Source organism: Spirosoma sp. 48-14, from assembly GCF_001898575.1.
Taxonomy (GTDB): domain Bacteria; phylum Bacteroidota; class Bacteroidia; order Cytophagales; family Spirosomataceae; genus Spirosoma.
The window spans coordinates 70207-92091 of record NZ_MKUD01000023.1 but is presented as its reverse complement, the minus strand read 5'-3'; the positions used below and the strand labels follow the sequence as shown (position 1 = coordinate 92091).

The 21885-nt window shown below is 48.4% G+C and carries 15 protein-coding genes; 6 read left to right on the top strand and 9 right to left on the bottom strand.

The genetic code is table 11. The features are described from left to right. Window positions 1-3 precede the first annotated feature (3 nt). The 4 genes from BGO59_RS14575 (at window position 4) to BGO59_RS14560 (ending at window position 7295) form a co-directional block, all read left to right on the top strand. Window positions 4-2013, top strand: coding sequence for a RagB/SusD family nutrient uptake outer membrane protein (locus BGO59_RS14575; RefSeq protein WP_293684352.1), 2010 nt, complete (start codon window positions 4-6; stop codon window positions 2011-2013). Window positions 2014-2061: 48 nt separating this feature from the next. Then, complete coding sequence (locus tag BGO59_RS14570) at window positions 2062-2913, top strand: sugar phosphate isomerase/epimerase (RefSeq protein WP_293684351.1); 852 nt, start codon at window positions 2062-2064, stop codon at window positions 2911-2913. Window positions 2914-2978: 65 nt separating this feature from the next. Beyond that, entirely contained in the window at window positions 2979-3938 is a 960-nt protein-coding gene (locus BGO59_RS14565) for a sugar phosphate isomerase/epimerase (RefSeq protein ID WP_293684350.1), read from the top strand. 18 nt (window positions 3939-3956) lie between these two features. Further along, entirely contained in the window at window positions 3957-7295 is a 3339-nt protein-coding gene (locus BGO59_RS14560; protein ID WP_293684349.1) for a ThuA domain-containing protein, read from the top strand. Between the two features lie 2 nt (window positions 7296-7297). Here BGO59_RS14560 and BGO59_RS14555 read toward each other — a convergent pair whose 3' ends face one another. From BGO59_RS14555 to BGO59_RS14540, 4 genes are all read right to left on the bottom strand, one after another. Beyond that, the gene (locus tag BGO59_RS14555; RefSeq protein ID WP_293684348.1) at window positions 7298-10786 is read right to left on the bottom strand and encodes a VCBS repeat-containing protein; all 3489 of its coding nucleotides are present in this window, start codon (window positions 10784-10786) and stop codon (window positions 7298-7300) included. A gap of 20 nt (window positions 10787-10806) precedes the next feature. Beyond that, window positions 10807-11841 carry a GntR family transcriptional regulator gene (locus BGO59_RS14550; protein ID WP_293684347.1) on the bottom strand — a complete coding sequence of 345 codons (1035 nt, stop codon included), beginning with the start codon at window positions 11839-11841 and terminating at the stop codon, window positions 10807-10809. 361 nt (window positions 11842-12202) lie between these two features. Further along, window positions 12203-13936, bottom strand: a complete 1734-nt coding sequence (ilvB, locus tag BGO59_RS14545) for a biosynthetic-type acetolactate synthase large subunit (RefSeq protein ID WP_293684346.1) — start codon at window positions 13934-13936, stop codon at window positions 12203-12205. Between the two features lie 57 nt (window positions 13937-13993). Then, entirely contained in the window at window positions 13994-14749 is a 756-nt protein-coding gene (locus BGO59_RS14540) for an AraC family transcriptional regulator (RefSeq protein WP_293684345.1), read from the bottom strand. A 429-nt stretch (window positions 14750-15178) separates the two neighbouring features. Between BGO59_RS14540 and BGO59_RS14535 the strand changes: the two genes are divergently transcribed. Together BGO59_RS14535 and BGO59_RS14530 are read left to right on the top strand one after the other, a co-directional pair. Next, window positions 15179-16033, top strand: a complete 855-nt coding sequence (locus tag BGO59_RS14535) for an AraC family transcriptional regulator (RefSeq protein WP_293684344.1) — start codon at window positions 15179-15181, stop codon at window positions 16031-16033. A gap of 69 nt (window positions 16034-16102) precedes the next feature. After that, the gene (locus tag BGO59_RS14530; protein ID WP_293684343.1) at window positions 16103-17485 is read left to right on the top strand and encodes an MFS transporter; all 1383 of its coding nucleotides are present in this window, start codon (window positions 16103-16105) and stop codon (window positions 17483-17485) included. On the opposite strand, the gene BGO59_RS14525 is transcribed toward BGO59_RS14530, so the two are convergent. From BGO59_RS14525 to BGO59_RS14505, 5 genes are all read right to left on the bottom strand, one after another. After that, window positions 17475-18491, bottom strand: coding sequence for an NAD-dependent epimerase/dehydratase family protein (locus tag BGO59_RS14525; protein WP_293684342.1), 1017 nt, complete (start codon window positions 18489-18491; stop codon window positions 17475-17477). The two genes, BGO59_RS14530 and BGO59_RS14525, sit on opposite strands and share 11 nt — an antisense overlap. A 64-nt stretch (window positions 18492-18555) precedes the next feature. Then, window positions 18556-19131: a Crp/Fnr family transcriptional regulator gene (locus BGO59_RS14520; RefSeq protein ID WP_293684341.1), complete on the bottom strand. Its 576-nt coding sequence runs from the start codon at window positions 19129-19131 to the stop codon at window positions 18556-18558. 33 nt (window positions 19132-19164) lie between these two features. Next, window positions 19165-19737 (bottom strand): Crp/Fnr family transcriptional regulator, encoded by a 573-nt coding sequence (locus BGO59_RS14515; protein ID WP_293684340.1) that lies wholly within the window; start codon window positions 19735-19737, stop codon window positions 19165-19167. A gap of 19 nt (window positions 19738-19756) precedes the next feature. Continuing rightward, on the bottom strand, window positions 19757-19981 hold the full coding sequence (locus BGO59_RS14510) for a DUF2798 domain-containing protein (RefSeq protein ID WP_293684339.1): 225 nt from the start codon (window positions 19979-19981) through the stop codon (window positions 19757-19759). Window positions 19982-20373: 392 nt separating this feature from the next. After that, on the bottom strand, window positions 20374-21876 hold the full coding sequence (locus tag BGO59_RS14505) for a RagB/SusD family nutrient uptake outer membrane protein (protein ID WP_293684338.1): 1503 nt from the start codon (window positions 21874-21876) through the stop codon (window positions 20374-20376). Window positions 21877-21885 lie beyond the last annotated feature (9 nt).

The window sequence follows — 21885 nt, the reverse complement described above, 5'->3', positions numbered from 1 at the left end:
ACCATGAACAGACCCATCCGATTCGGTATCATTTGTTTGCTGGCACTGGCTTTCGTAAATGCCTGCAAACCCGATTTTCTCGACCGCCAGCCGCTGTCGAATATCACGCCCGACAATTACCTGGTTGAAGAGTCGCAACTGGCGGCCTACGCCATTAATCAGTATAGTATTCTTCCAACGCACCCGCAGAGCGGTTTTGGCACGTTTGGCAACGATGTCAATACCGACAACATGGCCTATATGTCCTATACCGAGCGGTTTGTGCCCGGGCAATGGAGAGTTCCGGCTACAGGGGGCGACTGGTCGTTTACTACTATTTATCAGTGCAATTACTTTCTGCAAACCGTTTTACCCCGGCTCAAAGCGGGCCAGATTGCCGGTAATCCGGCCATGATTCAGCATTATATTGGCGAGATGTACTTTCTGCGGGCGTACAATTACTTTGTCAAGCTGATGTCACTTGGCGATTTTCCGATTGTCAAAACGACCCTGCCCGACGATAAGGATGTACTGACGGTGGCCAGCAAACGGGCTCCGCAGAACGAAGTGGCGCGGTTTATTCTCTCCGATCTGGATTCGGCCTATTACTACATGCAGGCCAACGCCCCCGACGGGAACCGAAACCGGCTCTCGAAACCCTGTGCCTTAATCATGAAGTCGCGGGTGGCGCTTTATGAAGGGACCTGGCTGAAGTATTTCAAGAATACCGCCTTTGTGCCCAAAGGTCCAGGCTGGCCAGGGGAGCAGAAAGAGTACAACAAAAGCTACACGTTCCCGGCCGGAGGCATCGATGGCGAAATTGATTATTTCCTGACGCAGGCAATGACATCTGCCAAAGCCGTTGCCGACGCTACCCCACTAGTAGCCAATAACATGGCTGCTCAAACGCAGACGACCTACGATGCCTTTGCCACAGCGACGATGAACAACCCCTATTTTGCCATGTTCGGTAGTGTCGATCTGAAGCCATTCAGCGAGGTGTTGCTCTGGCGGAAATACGACAAAGGGCTCAATATTGGCCACAATGTAGTGCTATACGCTGGTGGAGGTAACTACGCCAGTGGCCTGACGCGGGGCATGGTCGATGGGTTTCTGATGAAAAATGGCCTACCCATCTACGACCCCAATTCTGGTTATGCAGGTGATGATGACCTGCAATCAGTACGGAAAGATCGCGACGGGCGATTGTGGCTCTTTTTGAAAGAACCCGGTCAGAAAAATGTGCTGATTACAGCCGCGAATCCTATTCCTTTCCCCATTGAACCCACCCCCCGGATTCTGGAAGTCTCGTTTGAAAACAACTACTCGACGGGTTATTCCATTCGCAAAGGCATCAACTACGATGCCAATCAGGTACAGACTTATTACGGTGGTTTTACGGGGAGTATCGTTTTCCGGGCTACCGAAGCGTATCTGAACTATATGGAAGCTGTTGTCGAAAAAACGGGTAACATAGATGGGACCGCCATTCAGTACTGGCAGCAAATCCGAAACCGGGCGGGTGTTGATCCCGATTATCAGAAAACCATTGGCGCTACCAACCTGGCCAAAGAAGCACTGAACGACTGGGGCGTGTACTCGGCCGGTAGTATGATCAGTCCACTGTTGTACAATGTCCGGCGGGAACGCCGAAATGAGTTGATGGCCGAAGGCTTCCGGTACATGGATTTACGTCGCTGGCGGGCTATGGATCAACTCATTACCACGCCCTACCATATTGAAGGATTCAAAATATGGGGCCCCATGAAAAACTGGTATACAGCCAGTACGCTGGTATATGGCATAGGCGACAAGAGTACGGTATCCAGCCCGGCGCTTAGCCAGTATTTACGGCCTTACGAAAAAACGCCAACGTCGCTGGCCTACAATGGATACAAATGGCACATGGCTCATTACCTGACGCCCATCGCGAATCAGCATTTTCTGATCACCTCGCAAAATAATAACCTCGATACGTCACCTATTTACCAGAATCCCGGCTGGCCTACTGCTGCCAATCAGGGACCGCAATAGCCGGTTGACGTCATCATTTATCTGTTCACTCTAGTAAACATTCCCCGAATGGCAACCTTTAAAATCAGCCTGAACATGGAGTATTGCCGAAGTGCCGACAAGGGCTTCGAGGAAGGCGTACAAATAGTCCGCGAAATTGGGTATCAGTACATTGAGCCGATGGTTCACACGGGCTGGGAACTGCTCAGCGAGGTACAGTATTTTCACTCCTTTTCAATGGAAGAAGACCCGTTGCTGATGAAGGAAATCTGTGATAAATACGGTGTGGAGGTTAGTAGCCTGAGTGGACACAGCCCATTGATGAAACCCGAAGCGGCCGTCAGTCGCCTGACGCGGGCCATTCTCTTTGCCGATACGCTGAATGCCCGTTTTGTCAATACCGACGAAATGGTTAAACCTGACTGGATGGACGACGAGTTTGCGCATCAGGCCATGAAATATAGCCTGACAAAGGCAAGTCAGGTTGCTGCCCGGCATAAGGTCTACATCTGTGTGGAACCGCACGGCATTTACACCAAAACAGTCGATGGACTGATGCGAATTGTCAAACTGGTTGATTCTCCCTGGATTGCGGTTAACTGGGATACCGGTAATTCATATCTGGCGGGTATCGAAGATCCATACGAAGGGTTGCAGGCGGTTCGGCAGCACGTCCGGCACATTCATGCCAAGGACATTAGCCTGGCGCAGGGTGAAGCCGAACGTGGTCTGGTTACAGGTACACCCGTTGGCTGTGCCTGTGGCGAAGGCGTCGTCGATTGGGATAAGGTGATTGAGATTATGGAACCCATTGACCGGGAGATATTCCTTAGTGTTGAATGTGGAACCATCAGCGAAGCCGAGCGGAGCCTTCATTTTTTAAAGAAAACTCTGGGAAAATTGGTAGTTGAAGCCGTATAGTGTTCTTTTCTTCATTCGACAGGATTAACAGGCGTTGAATCTGTATAATCCTGTCGAAATCATGGATGGTGAATCGCCGACAATTCATAGCGCAAACCTTTGGCTCTTCATTGGCTCTGTTGCTACCGGGCACTGGGGCTGCGTTGGCAAAACCACAGCCCAAACGGAAGTTTACAATGCAACTCAACGGTGGTCTGATTGGCGTAAAAGCTGGTCAGACCGCTTTGATTGAGTTGGCCTGGCGAAATGGTTTTGGGTCGGTGGTGGCACTGCCGCAGTACCTGAGCCGTTTGTCTGATGCTCAATCGCAGGATCTTCTGGCGGATATGCAAGCCAAAAAGATTTCGTTTGGCCTCGGCGAACTGAATGTCGAATTCCGTAAAAGTGAGGAGCTGTTTCGCAACGCCCTTGCGGGACTTCCGGCCAAATGTGCGGCTCTGCAACGGGTAGGCGTAACCCGGTCGATGACCTGGATTATGTCGAACCATAGCGAGCTGAATTACTTGCAGAATTTTCGGTTGCACCAGAAACGACTTCGCGAACTGGCGGGTATCCTGAACGATTACGGTATCCGGTTAGGTCTGGAATACGTAGGGCCCAAGTCAATTTGGGCTGCCAATCGATTTCCGTTTATTCATACCCTGACCGAAACCCGCGAACTGATTGCGGCCATCAATCAACCGAATGTAGGTGTTCATCTGGATACGGCACACTGGTTTACATCAGGCGAAACGCTCGATACGATCCGTTCATTAACCAATCAGGAGGTGGTGGGCTGCGACCTGAACGACGCCCTTCCGGGTATAACACCTCCCGAAAATCAGCCGGGTTATCAACGTGAATTGCCAGCTGCTACGGGCGTTATCAACCTAAAAGGGTTTCTGGATGTGTTGGTCGAAATTGGGTACGATGGCTTTGTGCAGGCCGAACCTTTTAACGAAGCTCTTAATCAGTTAGACGATGGCCCGGCCGTCCAGAAAACAGCCGAAGCGATGAAAAAGGCCCTGACGCTTATTGACTCATAAATGAAACAATCTATTCGTATGCTTGCTCTAGCTGGACTGCTTATCGGTCTGGCTTCGGCTGTTTTTAAGTTCAATGCGTCGAGTTCCGAAGACCGCATTCTGGTATTCAGCAAGACCGAAGGGTATCGCCATACCGAGTCGATTCGCGAAGGGCAGAAGGCATTTTTTCAACTGGCAGCGGAACATAATGTAACGGTCGATACAACGGAAAATGCCGGTGTATTTACGGATGCCAATCTAAAACGCTATCGAGCTATTGTTTTGTTGAATATCTCTGGTGCCGTATTCAACGAAGAGCAGCGCGTTAGCCTAAAACGGTACGTACAGGCGGGTGGTGGCGTCCTGTCTATCCACGCGACAGCCGATGCCGAACGCGACTGGCCCTGGTTTAATGGACTTGTGGGCGCGTATTTCCACACCCACCCACCCGTTCAGAAAGGACGATTTACGGTCGTCAACAAGCAACATCCCGCAACCGAATTCATGCCGGACACGCTCACCCGAACGGATGAGTTTTATAATTTCGAGTCAGTTCGCCCTAATCTGAACATACTCGTTACGCTTGACGAAGCCACATACACAGGCGGCAAAATGGGAGCGAATCATCCTATGGTTTGGCATCAGGAGTACGATGGTGGGCGCTCGTTTTATACGGCCTGGGGGCATACCAAAGCCAACTGGCAGGAGCCCTTTTTTCTGAAACAGTTATGGGGAGGTTTGTACTGGGTTATGGGCGAAAACAACCCCAAACCGTTAAACTACGCTAAATCCATCCCTGAAGACAATCGCTTCATTCGACATGAATTAATGACCAACATGGATGAGCCTATGCAGATGGCCATCCTGCGGAATGGAAATGTATTTGTTGCGCAGCGCCGGGGAACCATCCTCTTGTATGACGCAGCGACCAAAACAACTAAACCGATTGGTACAATCCCTGTTTTAAGTGCCTACGAAGATGGCCTTTTGGGTATAGCCGCCGATCCCAACTTTGAACGAAATGGCTTTCTGTACGCCTTTTACGCGGAAGCTGCCGCCAAAGATTCCGTATCTGACTATCATATTTCGCGGTTCACGGTCGGTAAAAACGGTCTGCTCAATCTACAATCCGAAAAAGTCCTGTTAGCCATTCCTCACAAGAATGCCGACGGTATTCATACGGGTGGCGGCCTGCTTTTTGACCCACGCGGCACGGGCGATCTGTTTATTACGGTCGGCGATAATACCAGTCCTCGAGCAACGCTATATGCCCCTTTAGACGAGAGGCCCGGCAGGGAATTGTTCAACGCCCAGCGAACAGCTGCCAATACAGCCGATTTACGAGGTAAAATCTTACGCATTCATCCTCAACCGAATGGTACCTACACGATTCCAAACGGTAATCTGTTTCCAAAGGGTACAGCTAAAACCCGTCCTGAAATCTACAGCATGGGTCACCGGCAACCCTGGCGACTGTCGATGGATACGCAGACGGGTTGGTTGTACGAAGGGGAGGTCGGACCGGATGCATCGGTTGATTCGGTTAACCGGGGGCCAATGGCCTACGATGAATTCAACCAGATTCGCAAGCCCGGAAATTTCGGCTGGCCGTATTTCGGGGGTAATAATCGACCCTATTATCAGTATGACTTTGCTACTGGTAAAACCGGCGCGCCATTCGACCCGAAGCATCTGGTTAATACCTCCCGGCTAAATACCGGTCTTCGTGATCTGCCTCCAGCGCAGGGGGCCATGATCTGGTATTCAGCCAGTATACCCAACGAATTTCCGCTACTGGGTCGGGGAGCACGTTCCGCTATGGGCGGTCCCATTTTCCGACGTGCCGATTTTAAGCCCGGAAGTCACCCATTTCCGGCTTATTATGAAGGAAAATGGTTCATAACCGAATGGCTCCGCAACTGGATCATGGTCGTATCGATGGATGATAACGGCAACTATACATCTATGGAACCTTTTCTGCCCAATATGTCGCTGGCAGGACCAATGGATATGCAGTTTGGACCCGACGGAGGACTATATGTATTAGAGTACGGCAAAGGCTGGTTTCGCCAGAACAACGACTCCAAACTAATTCGTCTCGAATACAACCCCGGCAACCGGGCTCCTGTCCCCGTAATTACCGTTGATCGAGACCATGGCCGAGTGCCGTTTACGGTCAATTTATCCCCGAAAGGTACACGCGATTTTGACGGTGACTCATTGACCTATTCATGGAAAATCGTTTCTTCTGCTGGTCATGTAGATACATTCAAAACCCCGAATACAAGCGTTCGTCTCGACAAAGTCGGTGTTTATACAGCCACCCTGACCGTCACGGATGCTAAAGGTAGTACGGCTTCTGAGTCGGTGCGTTTGTATGCCGGGAACGAAGCGCCGAACGTAAACCTGGCCATTACAGGCGGCAACAAAACGTTCTTTTTCCCAAATGCCGAGCTGGCTTATACGGTCAATGTCGTGGATGCCGAGGACGGAAGTCTGGCAAGTGGCACCATCCCGTCAAGCCGCGTAACCGTTAGTATGAATTATGTACCAGATGGCTTTACCATTGCCCCAAAGGGCCAGACCATAGTTCCGCAAAATGGCCTTGCCATTAAAGGTGGTATGATTATTAATGCGAACGACTGCTATCATTGTCACTCCATCAACCAGAAACTGGTTGGCCCAACATTCACCGAAATCGCCCAGCGGTATAAGGACGATGATCAGGCCGAAGATCGGTTGTCGAAGAAAGTAATTAGTGGGGGGGGGGGGAGTTGGGGAAATATAGCTATGTCTGCCCATCCCGAACTACCACTCGACGATGCGAAACGGATGATCCGTTTCATTCTGAATCTGGCACAACCCGCGCCTAAATCACTACCTGTAGCTGGTACACATACGATAAAATTACCTGCCCGATTGAGTGCAAAAGGTGTATACGTACTCGCTGCTAGTTATACCGACAAGGGAGCGAATGGCTTGCCGCCAGCCACCGATGAGAAAGCTATTGTGCTACGCGCTCCCTGGCTTTTACCCTCACAGGCATCCTTCCGCAAAAGTGGTATGAATATCAAGATTCCGAGTCCTAAAGGAGAGGTGGAGCTTTTGCAGGGCAAAGGAGCCTACATTGGCTATCGTCAGATTGATCTGACCAATATTCGTCAACTTGAACTGACAGGAGCCGGAACCGACATACTGGAGGTTCATATCGATTCCCCCGATGGTCGACTACTCGGCCATACACAACCTACAGCCGATGGCCAAGAATCGGAACAGACAATTCCACTCGAATCCGTTTCCGACCGGCACGATCTCTATTTTGTTGTTAAAAGCCGGGGATATTCGATCAAGAATATGATCAAGTTTATTTCACTATAAATCTATGGATATGTATTTCGGGCATATACAGACCTGTTATGCCGTTGTAGGCTAGTATATCGTTCATCGTTATTTACCCTGGTAAACACTTGGAGCGGGCTATTCGTATTACCAATTATGATCATGGAAGCCGCATTCTGCTGATGAAGTTGCACGATCGATTTCGCTTCCTTATCGGCAGTCAACCCCTTCAGGTTGCTAACCACAAATCCATCGCGTTTACCGCCAAGCAATAAAGCGCCTTTCGAGGCATCATACCAGCCGCCGATCGTTTCTGATGCGTAGGAATTACCAATGAGTAAAGCGTCTTGATACCCATCCTTATTAAAGTCATCGACCAAAATACCGAATACAGGGCCAAATTGGGCTTCCACAGGAAGCGGATGCGCTTTAAACCCATTACCAATGTTTTCGTAGTATATACTACGGAACTCAGTCGCTTTCAAATGATAGGCCGATTTACGCTCCTCTTCCGTAAACGATTCGTTGAAAACCGTATTAGCGTAGGTATCAAAATTGGGGAAACGACGTTTCATCGATGGAATTTGTGCCGTTAACAGATCGCGCGTTTGGCGTATCCACTGCTGTCGATCATTGTAATAGGTTATGACAGGATCGATACGTCCGTTTTTGTCAAAATCGGCGGCAAATAATTCAATCAGCTGTTCGGGTGATGCTTTGTATTTGGTATTCAATCCCAGGTTACCAGCCAGCAAATCCAGATCACCGTCATTATCAAAATCGGCAGCAGCGAGCGTATTCCACCAGCCACTTGACTGAGCGAATGAGTGAATGAGCGAATGACTGAATTGCTTGCCTGTATTTTTTAGTATAGTAATAGGCATCCATTCGCCACAAAGCGCTAAATCTGGCAAACCGTCTTTATCAAAATCCGCCCAAACGGCTGACGTAACCAGACCAATGTTGCGTAGTTCAGGAGCGGTCTGCGTTGTTACGTCAATAAAGCGACCACCCTCGTTTTTGAAGAGAAAACTGCTGGCGGGCATTGGGTATTGACCGGGAATCAGTCGGCTACCCCGAAACAAATCCAGGTCACCGTCATGATCAAAATCACAGGTACTCACACAGGAGCCGCTGATGGTGAGGATGGGCAATGCCTGTCTGGATAATGTTAAATGGCCCTTCCCATCGTTCAAATAAAGCCGATCCTGGTAAGCGTCTGAAGGGGCGTTTGCATGGCTCCCCCCGCTGACTACGTATAAGTCCTGGTCACCATCCAGATCCGCGTCGAAAAACAAAGCACCTGTATCTTCCTGATTGGCTTCTTTCTGAAGTTCTTTTTTTGTAAAACGGCCGGTCGATTGCTGGAAATACAGATAACTTTTCTGACCAAAATCCGAGCCGATGAAAATATCCTCCAACCCATTTCCATCCACATCGGCTACGGCCATCGGTGGGCCATTCTGCGAGTGCTTGTGGGGTAGTAAGGGCGTCTGGGCAAAGTCATTGAACTCGCTCTCGACATGAACGTAATCCAGCCCTAGATCAGTTGCGGATATCTCCTGAAAATATGTAGGTGTCGAACCCCTACGTGGTTTGTATTTTCCAATCGGATCATAAGCAACACCTAACAACTGATTGGGCTTTACAGTACGGAGCACCTGATACGTACCATCATTCCAGATAACCTCCACTGAATCGATGACCGACGTAGCCCCCAACCCGAAATGCAGATACGGCTCTACTGACGATACATATCCGCGCGTCGGATTAAATTCGGCCGTTTGCGTATGCTGCCCATAGTAGACATTCACCCGCGTTCCCTGCGACGGATTCCGCTCAAGCACCAGCCGAAGCCACGAATTTTCGTGCCCTTTACTTGTACGGCTCCCTGTTCCCTGCTCCGAGCTATTTTCATACACAAAGGCTTCGTCATCGATGGTGTTAATGACTATGTCCAGATCACCGTCATTGTCCAGATCAGCGTAAGCAGCCCCATTTGAGAAATTCGGTGCGTCGAGGCCCCATTGCTCCGATACGTCCTCAAACGTCAGATTTCCTTCCGTTCCCCGATTACGGTAGCAGAAATCAGCCAGTTTTACGTCTGGAAGTTGCAGTAGTTTTTGGTAGGCTTTTTTATTTTTCTCCTGTTCATCACCAAACCCTCCGGCATGTAAATCGGCCAGATACGTAGTAAAATCCAGATTCGTTACGTCTCGCCGATAGCCATTGGTAATCAGTAAATCGCGATAGCCGTCATTGTCAAAATCGGCCAACAGCGGTGCCCAGCTCCAATCCGTTTTATCGACACCCGACAGTTGAGAAATTTCGGAGAAGGCTCCCTGCCCCACGCCCAACTGCAATGTGTTACGCATGTATTGCGGTTGATAGCCCATCTGCAAATCCATCCGAAACCGGTCGTAATTGTAGCCGGGCAGCATCATTTTCTGGCGCTGGTTCGTATTGGGCAGCATGTCAACGACCATAATGTCGGGCAGCAAATCATTGTTGATATCAGCGATGTCGACGCCCATCGCGTTGTGAGACTGGTGCTTCAGATAATCAGCCGCTCTATTGGTAAACGTACCATCCTGATTATTAATCCACACCAAATCATTCGACAGGAAGTCATTCGCGCAGTACACATCCTCCCAGCCATCGCCATTCAGATCCGCAATCGTAATCCCCAGTCCATATCCTTCTGTTAAGATGCCAGCCTCGTGGGTAACGTTTTTAAAGAGCGAATCGGAACGCCGAATCGGAGTGAAAGAGTGAGAGAGCGATTTGGCGTTCCGATTCGCTCTCTCACTCATTCGCTCTTTCGCTCTTTCTGCGCTCATGTTCCGGTACAGCCGATCATTACTGGGAGCTTCACCATTCACCATCTTCGGACGCAGTGCATTTCGATTGTAGCGGTCGAGCGCGTTCGTTAACACATAAGCGTCCAGGTCACCGTCGTGGTCATAATCGAAAAAAGCGGTTTGGGTGGTATAGCCCATGTCGTTCAGGCCGTATTCGCGGGCTTGTTCCTGAAAGCGAACTGGATCGCCTTTCTTTTTCGTCTGGTTGATAAACAGCAAATTAGCTCGCTTGGTCGTGTCTTTATCGTAGCCGGCTACACTTACGTAAATGTCCTGCCAACCGTCCTGATTCAGGTCAACAATGGTAACGCCCGTGCACCAGGCATGCGTTGTTACACCCGCTGATTCCGTTACGTCCTCGAAATGCAATGGGGTTTCTTCGTCTTTCCCTTTACTCAGATATAAGCGGGAAGAAACCTGATTACCCGTAAAAAAAACGTCCTGCCAGCCATCGTTGTTGAAGTCGCCGATACCAACGCCCCCTCCGTTGTAGAGGTATTCAAAGCGTAGAATATTCACTGAATCCGATTCCTGAATCCGATTGTTGAACGTGATGCCCGTTTGCGAGGAGGGTAGCCGACGGAATCGTTTTGACGTCGATGGGTTGTGTCCAACGACCCAGGCCAATGAAGCTACCAGAGGAATCAGGAGTACTAAAAGTCGTTGCATGAATTAGGTGGCGAAGGGATTTACAACGATCCACGATCAATAAACTGCATCGGAATGCGGACGGTCTGTTTCTGGTTCTGCGCGATGATGCTCGCCAGATTCTGCCCAATCGTTGCTACGTCGGTTTGTATCACCGAAATACCACCACTCAGTACCGATTTGTAAGGGGCGTCGTTGAACGAGACAATGCCGACATCGCGTCCCAGCGTATACCCTTTTCGGCTCGCATCCTGAAGCGTTGTTATAAGATCGTCATCGTCTATGAGCAGATAGGCCGATCCACGCTGCAAGGGTGCTTCCCGAACGTCGTCCAGTATTTGCCCATTCAAATTGTAGGTTTCTGTAAAGGCAAAAAATGCACGATACCAGTCGGCAGGGATATACTCGTTGTCAGTGGTAACAAAATTCAAGGTAGTATAACGGCGAAATGTGGCGGCATTTGCTTCGAGAATGGTTCGGAAATGCTCCCCGCATCCGAAACGTACTGACGCACAGTTGCGTGACGCCGTTACCGTTGAACCATCCAGAAAAATGAGCCGATCCGATGGGATTTTCTTCAGCAGGTCGGTCAGGTCGCAGATTTCGCCCAGGTGATGCGGCATCAACACAAAATAATGGTAATTACCGGCCTGTTTTTCCAATCCATCCAGCAGGTAATCGCGCTGATATTCGTAGGCATAAATGTCGACTTTATAGGTTTTGCCAAGCTGTTCGCTTACTGCCTTAAAAATCGCCCGGTTCGTTTCGCTGATCGTACCCGTCAAAAACAGTACGCGTTTGACGATTTTGCCCTGCGAGATAAAAAAGCCTTTACGATATAAGGAGGTGATATGACCGCTTTTAAGCAGATTGCAGTACGCTTTCTCGACCGTAGCGCGAGCCAGATAATACTCAGCACTGGTTTCATTGATGGAAGGCAATCGGTCGCCGGGTTTGAAAATACCCGCTTCGATCTGGGCAATAATGCCGTTAACAATTTGTTGGAATTTGGGCGTTTTTCCGTTTTCGTCAATCCGTAAAAAGGATGCATTTCGTAGAGCAGTTCCCCCCATCATAATCGTTTCGGTTCGTGTTTACTTACAGCCAGCCGATACCCAGTAAGAGTAATAACAGGATCAGCAGGACAATCAACGCTTCGAACAAATAGCTTTGCTTATGGCTCATCGATTGTCTGAGTTTACTGTTATACTGCTGTATCAATCGGGTAAAAAACATAGGCGAATGATGAAGCGAAAGTAGGCGAATGGGGAAGGATCGACTTGGATAATTTGTGCAAAAACTTGGATGATCATTGCAAAAAACGCCTTGATAACGAAAACCGCCCAGATACAAAGTATCTGGGCGGTTTGTTAAGTTATTCTATCTAATTTGTTAACTTGGTTCGATGTGCTTTGACCAATGTATTAAATCGGCGCTCTACTCTAAACGAATCTGATCCATTCGCCCTCCAGCGGGGAACATTGGAAATACATTTTCTTCCTGTTCGACAATCACTTCCAGTAAGAATGGTTGATGGCTAGCCAATAAGTCATCTAAACCGGCTGAAAGTAATTCACGCTGGCTACACTGTTTACTATCGATAGCAAACCCACGAGCAATCGTCATAAAGTCTGGGTTTTGCAAATGAACAAACGAGTACCGGCGGTCAAAAAACAATTGTTGCCATTGCCGTACCATGCCCAGGTAGTTATTGTTTAGCAGAATTATCTTGATGGGCCACCCATAGTGCGCTATTGTTGCCAACTCTTTTAGGGTCATCTGAAAACCCCCGTCGCCAACAATGACTATAATGTCACGATCCGGCGCGCCCACTTTGGCACCAATGGCAGCCGGGAGCGCAAATCCCATTGTGCCAAATCCTCCGGACGTTATTAAGCTATGTGTTCGGCGAAATTGATAATAACGTGACGCCTTCATCTGGTGTTGTCCTACGTCAGTGACCAGCACGGCATTACCCGCCGTTTTGTCGGAAAGCATGGCGATAACTTCAGCCATCTTTATCTTCTGCGTGGTTGGCGCCAGCTCCCGCCTGGTGACCTTCTCACTTTCGAGTGATTGGAACTTAGTCAAATGCGCTTGCCAATTAGAGGAAAGATGCGCCTTTAACAGTGGTATCAGTTGACGTAAAATCTCTTGGGCATCCCCCACCAACGCAACTTCGGGTTGAATGACTTTGCCGATCTCGGCGGGGTCAATATCAATATGAACGATTTTAGCCTGAGCGGCAAACGCATTCGGGTCTCCTGTAACACGCTCATCGAAACGCATCCCGATGGCAATGATAACATCACATTTAGTCGTTAGCATATTGCTGGCATACGTACCGTGCATACCCAGCCAGCCGGTGTACAGTGGGTGATCAGTCGGAAAAGCGGATTGACCCAGTAACGTAGTAGCAACCGGGCTACCCATTGTTTCGGCAAAATTGACAAGTTCGTTGGTTGCTTTCGCCAGTAATATTCCCTGACCGGCCAGGATGAACGGAAATGTGGCCTCGTTCAGCAAATCGGCTGCTCGCTGTAGCTGTATTGGATCAGGTAACAGTGGCTTTTTTGAGGAAAAAGTAAGCTTGCCTTCAACCGGTCTATGCAACGGCATGAGCTGCGCATCCTTGGTAATGCTGATTACCACCGGACCGGGGCGCCCTGAGCGGGCGATGTGAAATGCTTTTGCGATGATGCTGGGTATTTCATCTGGGTGAATTATTTCATAATTCCACTTAGTGATTGGCTGGGTCAGGGTAATCATATCGACCTCTTGAAATGCGTTTGTTCCCAGCAGGTTTGAATCCACCTGGCCGACAATACAGACAACAGGCGTGGAATCCATCATGGCATCAGCAATGCCTGTCACTAAGTTTGTCGCACCGGGGCCCGAAGTCGCCAGGCAAACGCCAGTTCGGCCACTGACTCGGGCGTAACCCTGGGCCGCATGAATGGCTCCCTGTTCGTGCCTTACGGTAATATGCGTCAGGAAGGGGGCGTAATCGTACAAGGCGTCGTAAACCGGTATGATCGCTCCACCGGGGTAGCCAAAAATTGTATTGACTCCTTCCGCTAAGAGTGCTTCAAGGACTGCTTGTGCGCCGGTTTGATCAATCGCATCGCCTTGAAACGTTGGTGTCGGTAAACCATTAGTTGCTTGCTTCATGGCAAGCAAAAGTGGGGCATCACCAATCTAGTTTTCTTATCGGATAAGAAACATGTTTTATTCAATCGGTCGTTTCAGCAACACTGAGGGTCGATGGCCGTAGCGTCGCAGAAACGCATTCGAGAAACTACCAAGACTTTGGTATCCACAACACTCGCAGACCTGCTGAATGGTCATATTCTCCGCCAAAAGCAACTCATAGGCTTTTTGTAAATTTTTGTTTTGCTGATAACTAAAAATAGTTGTCTTGTAAAGCGCTTTAAATCCCGTTTTAAGTGAAACCATATTCGTGCCCACCTCTTTCGCGAGCTGACGTATTGATATGTAGCCCGTATGGGTATCAAGTAGTTCTTTAGCCTCCTGTATCAGCCTGGTTTGGTTTGTAGGGATAGCGTGATGAACATGTGGATAGGTTCTGTCTGCTGTTTTAATAATTTCAAACAAGAGCTGATACAGCACACTTTCCATGTGTAATTGCCGTAACGCCCCCTGAAACTCCGAATTAACCAGTGTTAGAATCAGACCAAAAATCGTTGGCGTTAACGGTAAGGAAAGAACTTGATTTCCGTTCAGCAGCATATCCTGGAGCGGGGTGTCCACGATCACTGCCTGCAGCTTCGACACAGGGAAATGTATATGGAGCAGCTCGTAAGCCATTCCAGCCTGCAAGTTAGATTCAGATACCGCTAAGGCTTTGTATAGGTAAAGTTTGCCTGCCTGAAACGAAAACCGTCGCTGGAAGGAGTCTATGTTGGCTTGCCCTGAAATACAAAGCACAATCTTGAAACACTCTTCGCCATAGAGCGTCGTCAAATGGTGCGCAGACTGTGTTTGAAACGTGAAATAATGAGCACTTAGTCCTTGTTCAAAGGACCAATGCTGCCAGCTAAATCGGGCATACAGACCCGGAGTGTTCTTTCCGTGACTACTACTGAAAAGAGGGGTGGTATCATGTATGATTCTCATCGTCTTATGCTTGAACTAATTGGGCCACTTAACTACTCAAAGGCTAGGCGATGAAATTATTTAATAAATCGGAAAACCTCACGAAGGAAAAGAGATAATTCCAGTTCCGGGATAATTTGTAAGGTAGTCCGATATTGCAGCACAGTGAATGTGGTTGGTTTCCTCGTCAGCATGAGATCTATTGTCATCCACTTGTCAGTTCCTGGTGTCGCTTTTTGTCGTCTAACTACTGTTGAATTATCGTATTTTTATGGGTGCCATCTGCCTTTTGTTGACATGGATCCGATACCGGTACGACATACCCCCTCCGATGTGAGCCATGCCGAGACTTCCGATGGCTTTGTTGTTCGGAAGCTTGATAAATTACTGGCCGGGCAGGGCATGATTCAGCCCCTGCACAGGCATGGTTTCTATTTTATGCTGGTCATTGAAAAGGGATCAGGTGAGCATAGCATCGATTTTAGCCCTTATCCTGTCGGGGATGGCTGCGTGTTTATCGTGCGGCCCGGTCAGGTGCATGCCTTAACGTTGGCAACTGGGGGACAGGGTTTTTTGGCTCAGTTTCCTGACGATTTTCTACACAAAGATCCCCTGAAGAAAGTCAGCAAAACGAATTATTATCAGCCCAATGCCAATAGCTTTGAGAGGATTTTGTCTTTTATGAAAGCTATCTATTGGGAAATTTCAGAAAAGAACTCCCAATACCAACAGGCGATTCAACTGACCCTTCAGTTGCTTTTTATTGAGTTATTACGTCAGGAGAAAAGCCCCCGAACAACCGCTGACAGTGCCAATATCTATAGTCAGGAACGGCTGGAAGCGTTTCAGGAATTAATTGCCGATCACTTCACCGAACAAAAACAGGTGAGCTGGTACGCCCGTCAATTGAATCTGTCGGCTTATCAGTTGAATGCCATCACCAAAGCAACGCTGGACAAAACAGCTTCCGCAATCATTAATGAGTACATCCTGCTGGAGGCCAAACGATACGTACTGGCTACCTCCAGCCAGATCAACCAGATTTCGTGGCAGCTCGGCTATGACGATGTCTCGTACTTTATCCGCTTCTTTAAAAAACATACCGGGTATTCTCCCGAAGCCTTCAGAGTGAAGTTCAATGAAGTGCCATAGTACTTCATTTTTGTCCTATCCCGTGGGGTATTGCGGTCTTTAGCTTTGCATCATCAACAGGCAAAGCGTATGAAAAATGACAAAGTGGCCATCCTATTGGTTATTTCCTTTTGTGTGTTGCTGACTTCGTTAGGAACAAGCATCGCCAATATTGCTCTACCGGTTTTTGAGGAAGCCTTTTCGACAACGTTCCAGTTGGTGCAGTGGGTTACCATTTCGTACCTGCTGGCTATCACAGTTTCCGTCACCATTGTCGGTAAACTGGCCGACCAGTACGGCCATCGCCGGATTTTATTGACAGGCTTACTCCTGTTCACGATTGCCTCGTTTTTGTGTGCATTTGCGCCTACAATTTCAGCACTTATCCTCATGAGGGCCCTTCAGGGTATGGGGGCTGCGGTTCTGATGACCATGAGTGTGACAATCGTCAAAAAAAATAACAAAACCGTTAAAATGGGTAGTGCGATGGGCCTGATCGGAACCTTATCTGCCGTTGGTACAGCCATGGGGCCTTCGGTGGGCGGGTTCCTGCTTAGCGTCTGGGGCTGGCCGTCTATTTTTCTGTTGCTGTCCTGTTTAGGTATCCCTACGTTCTGGTTGAGCATCTACTATGTCCGTAAAGACAACCTGATGGTGAACAATACCCAACGGATCAACGTGCTGGGCGTGGTGACGCTTGTTGTATCAATTGCCGCTTATGCGCTGTCCATGACGCTTGGAAAAGAAGCCATACGTCCACAAAGTCTTCTGCTGATTCTTGTTTCCGTGCTATCAGGTCGTCTATTCGTTTATGTTCAGAAACGTAGTAGTAATCCGTTGATCGACGCCAGCGTTTTTAAAAATTGGGTACTACGGAACTCGTTACTGGCTAATTTTTTGGTGGCTACGATCATGATGACAACCTTAGTAGTTGGCCCCTTCTTTCTGACAGTTGGTTTAGGTCTGAATGAATTTAATGCCGGGTTAGTCATGTCGGTAGGCCCGTTGATTTCGATACTGACCGGAATACCCGCCGGAAAATTAGTCGATACACTAGGCCCGGATCGTATCGTAAAAATAGGTCTGCACGGTCTATGGGCGGGTACAATAGCCTTGGCCAGTTTACCAGCAGTTTATGGGTTGACGGGGTATATCATCGGGATCTGTTTGCTGACGCCGGGATACCAGTTATTTCAGGCTGGGAACAACACCGCTGTGATGGCCCATACCAGCAAGAGGCAGGATGGAATTATAGCTGGCATCCTGAATTTGTCCCGTAACCTGGGGCTGGTTACGGGAGCGTCGGTCATGGGAGCCTTATTTTCACTAGCAGTCGCCACGAAACCGATTCGTGCAGCAAAGCCGGAGGATATGCTGTACGGGCTGACCGTTACGTTTAGGGTGGGCGCTATTTTACTGGGCTTGGTAAGTGTACAATCATGGCTGAAAAGTGATAAGCCTGTCATTCGTTGAACCGACTTTCGTTTTCACGTAAATACTGCATCGCTTCTTTCACGGCTTGTACCGGATCTTTGGGATTAAATCCTAATTCTGTCCGTGCTTTTGTGATGTCAACGTTCTGTTGCAGCCCTGAGAACATGGCAATGTCTTTGGTGGTGAGCAATGGAGCTTTTCCCGATAATTTGCTTCCCATTTCCATAAACCAGGCAACAGTAAACAGTATAGGTTTGGGTACTGCCATAGGTAATTTAATCGCTAATTCGGGGTAAAGCTCCTGGGCAATTCTGGTCGTGTCTTTGAGGGACATACATTTTTCGTTGGCCAAAATATAGCGTTCGCCATTTCTGCCTTTTGTTGCCGCCAGATAGCAGCCTTCGGCGACGTCTTTTACGTCGATCCAGTTCAGGGTAATGTTGGTTTCGACAGGAATCTGTTTTTTCAGAATCAGATCGATGATGTTGTAGGAAACATTTAACGGGGTAAAGGCTCTACTGCCAATCATGGCCGATGGCAACACGGCAACCAGGTCAAGGCTATACTTTTTTGCCAGGTCAAAGGCCAGTTTCTCGCCGTCATTTTTTGAATTGTAATACATATCCCGGCGGTCGGGGTTATTGCCATAACTTTCTTTTGTAGGAAGTTTGGCATAATTCAATGCCGCGATAGAACTCACATAAACAATTCGTTTTACGCCCGCTTCGGCTGCGGCCTCGATGGTGTTTTTTATACCGTCAAGATTTACGTCATAGATTTCTTTTTTCGGGTCTTTTGCCCAAAGTTTGAAGGCGGCTCCAACCGCATACAGAACGTCAACGTCTTGTAAGGCGTTTATCAGCGATTGCTTGTTGGTGATGTCAGCTTGTACTACGTCGCAATTCAATCCGGCAAAGGGTTCTTTATTTTTGATGTTGCGAACCGAAGCCCGAACCGGAATGCCTTTTTTAATAAGTAATCGCACCAGGTTGTTGCCCAAATGCCCGTTGGCTCCTGTAACCAGGGCCAGATTCTTCTGTGTCATGTGTTTTGATAGTTAATTATGACACAAAATTCAGGCTTGCTTAGGCAAGCCTACTTCACAAATGTTACTTAATCATGTCCTTGCGGATTCTGCTCAAACTTTTCGGATTCATTCCCAAAAATGAAGCGATGTATTGCAGCGGAACGTTGTGAAGTATATGCGGATACTTGTCGATAAGTTTTTGGTATCGTTGTTCTGCCGGGAGTGTGGCTAATTCGTTTGAGCGGTTTTCGTTGTAGGCGAGCGACTGCTGAAAAATCAAAATGCTGAAATCCTTGAACGCCGTGCTTTGCTGCGTCAATGTATCTAGGTTGTTTTTGGTAATCCGAAGCAATTCGCATTCCGTAACACACTCCACATTCTCGTTGGATTGTGCCTGATTGATGAAGTTGGCATAAGACGTAATAAATCCGGGCGGACAGTTAATGTGGGTGGTCACTTCATCACCTTTGTCGTTGTAGTGAAACAACCGGACAAAGCCGGATACCACAAAATATAAGTACTTCGGAACCTTTCCTTCTTCTTCAAGAATACGATTTTTGGGCGAAAGAAGAGGGTCGAAATACTGCTCGCACAACGCTTTGTCGTTGCTGGTAAGCGATACGTTCTGAGAAATGAGTTTTAGGAGTTGTTCATGCATGGTCAATCGTTTTGGTGAGTGTAGATGCGCTGTTCATTTTACTTTGGCTTTCAGCCTGCTTAAGGTTTCCTGCGAAATATTCAGATACGAGGCCACCAGTTTGTTGGAAAGTCGGCGGACAATAACTGGGTTTTCGGCCAGCAACAGCCGGTATTTTTCAGCCGCATCCTGAATCAGGAAAGACATCAGTCGCTTGGTATTATTCACATACGCGTTTTCCAGATAATAGCGGTAAAATTTCTCCCACTGCGGAATCGTATCCAGCAGATGATAAAAATCGTGGTGACTGATGTAGAGCAGTTCCGTAGGTTCGGCGGCCTGTATAAATTCTTCGGACGCTTCGCCGGTGATAAAGCTGACCAGAGCCGTAGCAAAGTGGTTTTCGAAGGCGAAGTAGCGGGTGGCTTCCTGGCCTTTTTCGTCAATGAAGAATATCCGTAAACAACCTTTGCCAACGAAGTAGGTCCGCTGGCTGGTTTGTCCGTGGGTCACCACGAGTTCGTTTTTGGTTAATGTCAGCGGTCTGAAATAGGACAGAATCGTCTTCATCTCGTCTTCACTGACCTTGATCTGACGGTTGATATACTGAATCAGTTGTTCGTGCATTCATCCAGAGTTAATTCATTTACTGTCTGGTGGCTACCCGCTCCGCCAGCTTGCGGGCGTTAGGAATAATGATGAAGGCAGCGGCATAGGCAACGGGTAGCATGACGCTCCAGGCTTTGAGGAACTTCAGGAACCAGTCGGGGCCAAAGCCGTAGTTACGCATCAGGCCAACAAACGCCATGATCAGCGTCATTGGGATTACCACAAACAGGGTGTTAATGTACTTAAAATGCTTCTTTTTCATTGGAGCGTATTTAATTAGTTGACGCTGCAAAAGTGCGAGACCGAGATACCAAAAACCTTGATGTAGGTCAAAAAAGAGCGTACAACTCATTGCTCATGACCTTTTCGCATTCGTCAAGTAATGCAAAACCATGTATTACTCCCCTGAATGGAAAGGAGTGGGGACCTTCATCGGGATACACGATCTGGTTTTGCGAGCGATCCATCGCCCCGATTGCACATTTACCCAAAACAAGATTTTAAACGTGTTTTATAATGAAAACAGCCCAGATACAAGGTGTCTGGGCTGTTTGTTGTAAACCTACTGTTAGTCATTCCAATAGGCCCCTTACCAACCTGATTTTAATATGGATTATGGACGTGTACTTAAGTTGTGAGAAGTATGGACAGGTGCTAATACCCCGGATTTTGCTTGACATTCGGATTGAGATTTGTTTCGATATCAGGGATAGGATAGTACAGATTTTTCTGTACGTTAAAGGTTACGTCGGTACGGGCCGAACTCCAGTTCCAGCTTGCCAGGTTGATCTTACCCGCCATATGCCACCGGCGCAAATCGAGCCATCGACTACCTTCTTCACCAGCCAGCTCGCGCAGGCGCTCGCCCATAATCCAGTCGAAAATTTTAGCTTTGTCGGTTTCAGTCGAAACGAAATTGGCGGGCGCCGTACCCCCTTTTACCATCTCGCGAGCGCGGGTACGTACCTGATTGATCAGTCCAATGGCTTCGGTCGTTGAACCACCCGATTCCAAAATTGCTTCAGCTTTCAAGAGCAATATGTCGGCGTAACGAAGGATACGCGGGTTATTCACCGAGGCCACGCCCGATTGCGATTTCTGATCGCCCGTGTGCCAGTACTTGTAAAATTTAAGCGTTTGTGGGTCCAGCGTAGAGGCAATCCGTGGGTCACCAGCATCGAAAGACTGGGCTAATTTCTGCGTAGCGATATAAGGTGCTTGCCCCCCTAATTGGGAGACACCTTCGTACCAGCCCCAGAATGCCGACGTAGAGCCAACCCCGTTTCGTTGAAAATCATTGGCCAGCCATACATTATCGAAATCGGGCTGCGATGCCTGAAATTCAAACAGCGATTCGGCATTGTTCTCTGTTTTGACATCGAAATTATCGTTGAAGTTTGGTACCAGGCTAACGCCCGAAATCTTGTTAAACGCTGTGATGGCCGCCGTAAAATCAGCCGCAGCTTTCTTGGCCGATCCCCGGAATACGAGCGCCTTCCCTAACAAGCCATTGGCCGAATTGCTGGTTACCCGCCCCCGATTGGCAGCATCCCAGGTGACTGGCAATAACGTAGCGGCATCGGTAAGGTCTTTAATGGCCTGATCGAGCAGTTCGGTGTCTTTCGAGCTGGGCGGGGTAATTTTATCCGGCGACTGAATCCGCTCGGTAATCAGGGGCGATGTACCGTAGTAACTCCAGAGTAGGAAATTCGTATAGCCGCGTAAAAACAGCGTTTCGCCACGTAGCCAGTTTTTTAAGTTAGCCGTTTTGATAATCCCAGTTTCCGCATCCAATTTCTGGAGTGCCGTATTCGCCCTGTTAATGAGCTGATAGGCCGTTCGATAGAATACCTGGTTCTGGCTTGTTGAAGGCTGTAACGTACCGAAAATTTCGAAGGCATAGGTACCCGTCGAGGTAATGTCATCACCGGGTAGTTGCCAGAATCCCTGTATGGGTGAACCTGCGTTAAACCAGTAATAATCAGTCAGTTTAGCATACACGCCTAACACCGTCTTGTTAAAATCGGATTCCTCAGTGAAATATGACGCTTCGGTTGGCGAAAGCGGTTGCAGGTCCAGATTTTTTTCGCTGCAACTCGCGTAGAACAGGGTTGTAAAAACGACGGTCAGGACAACAATTATCGAATATTTTTTCATGGTCAGGAA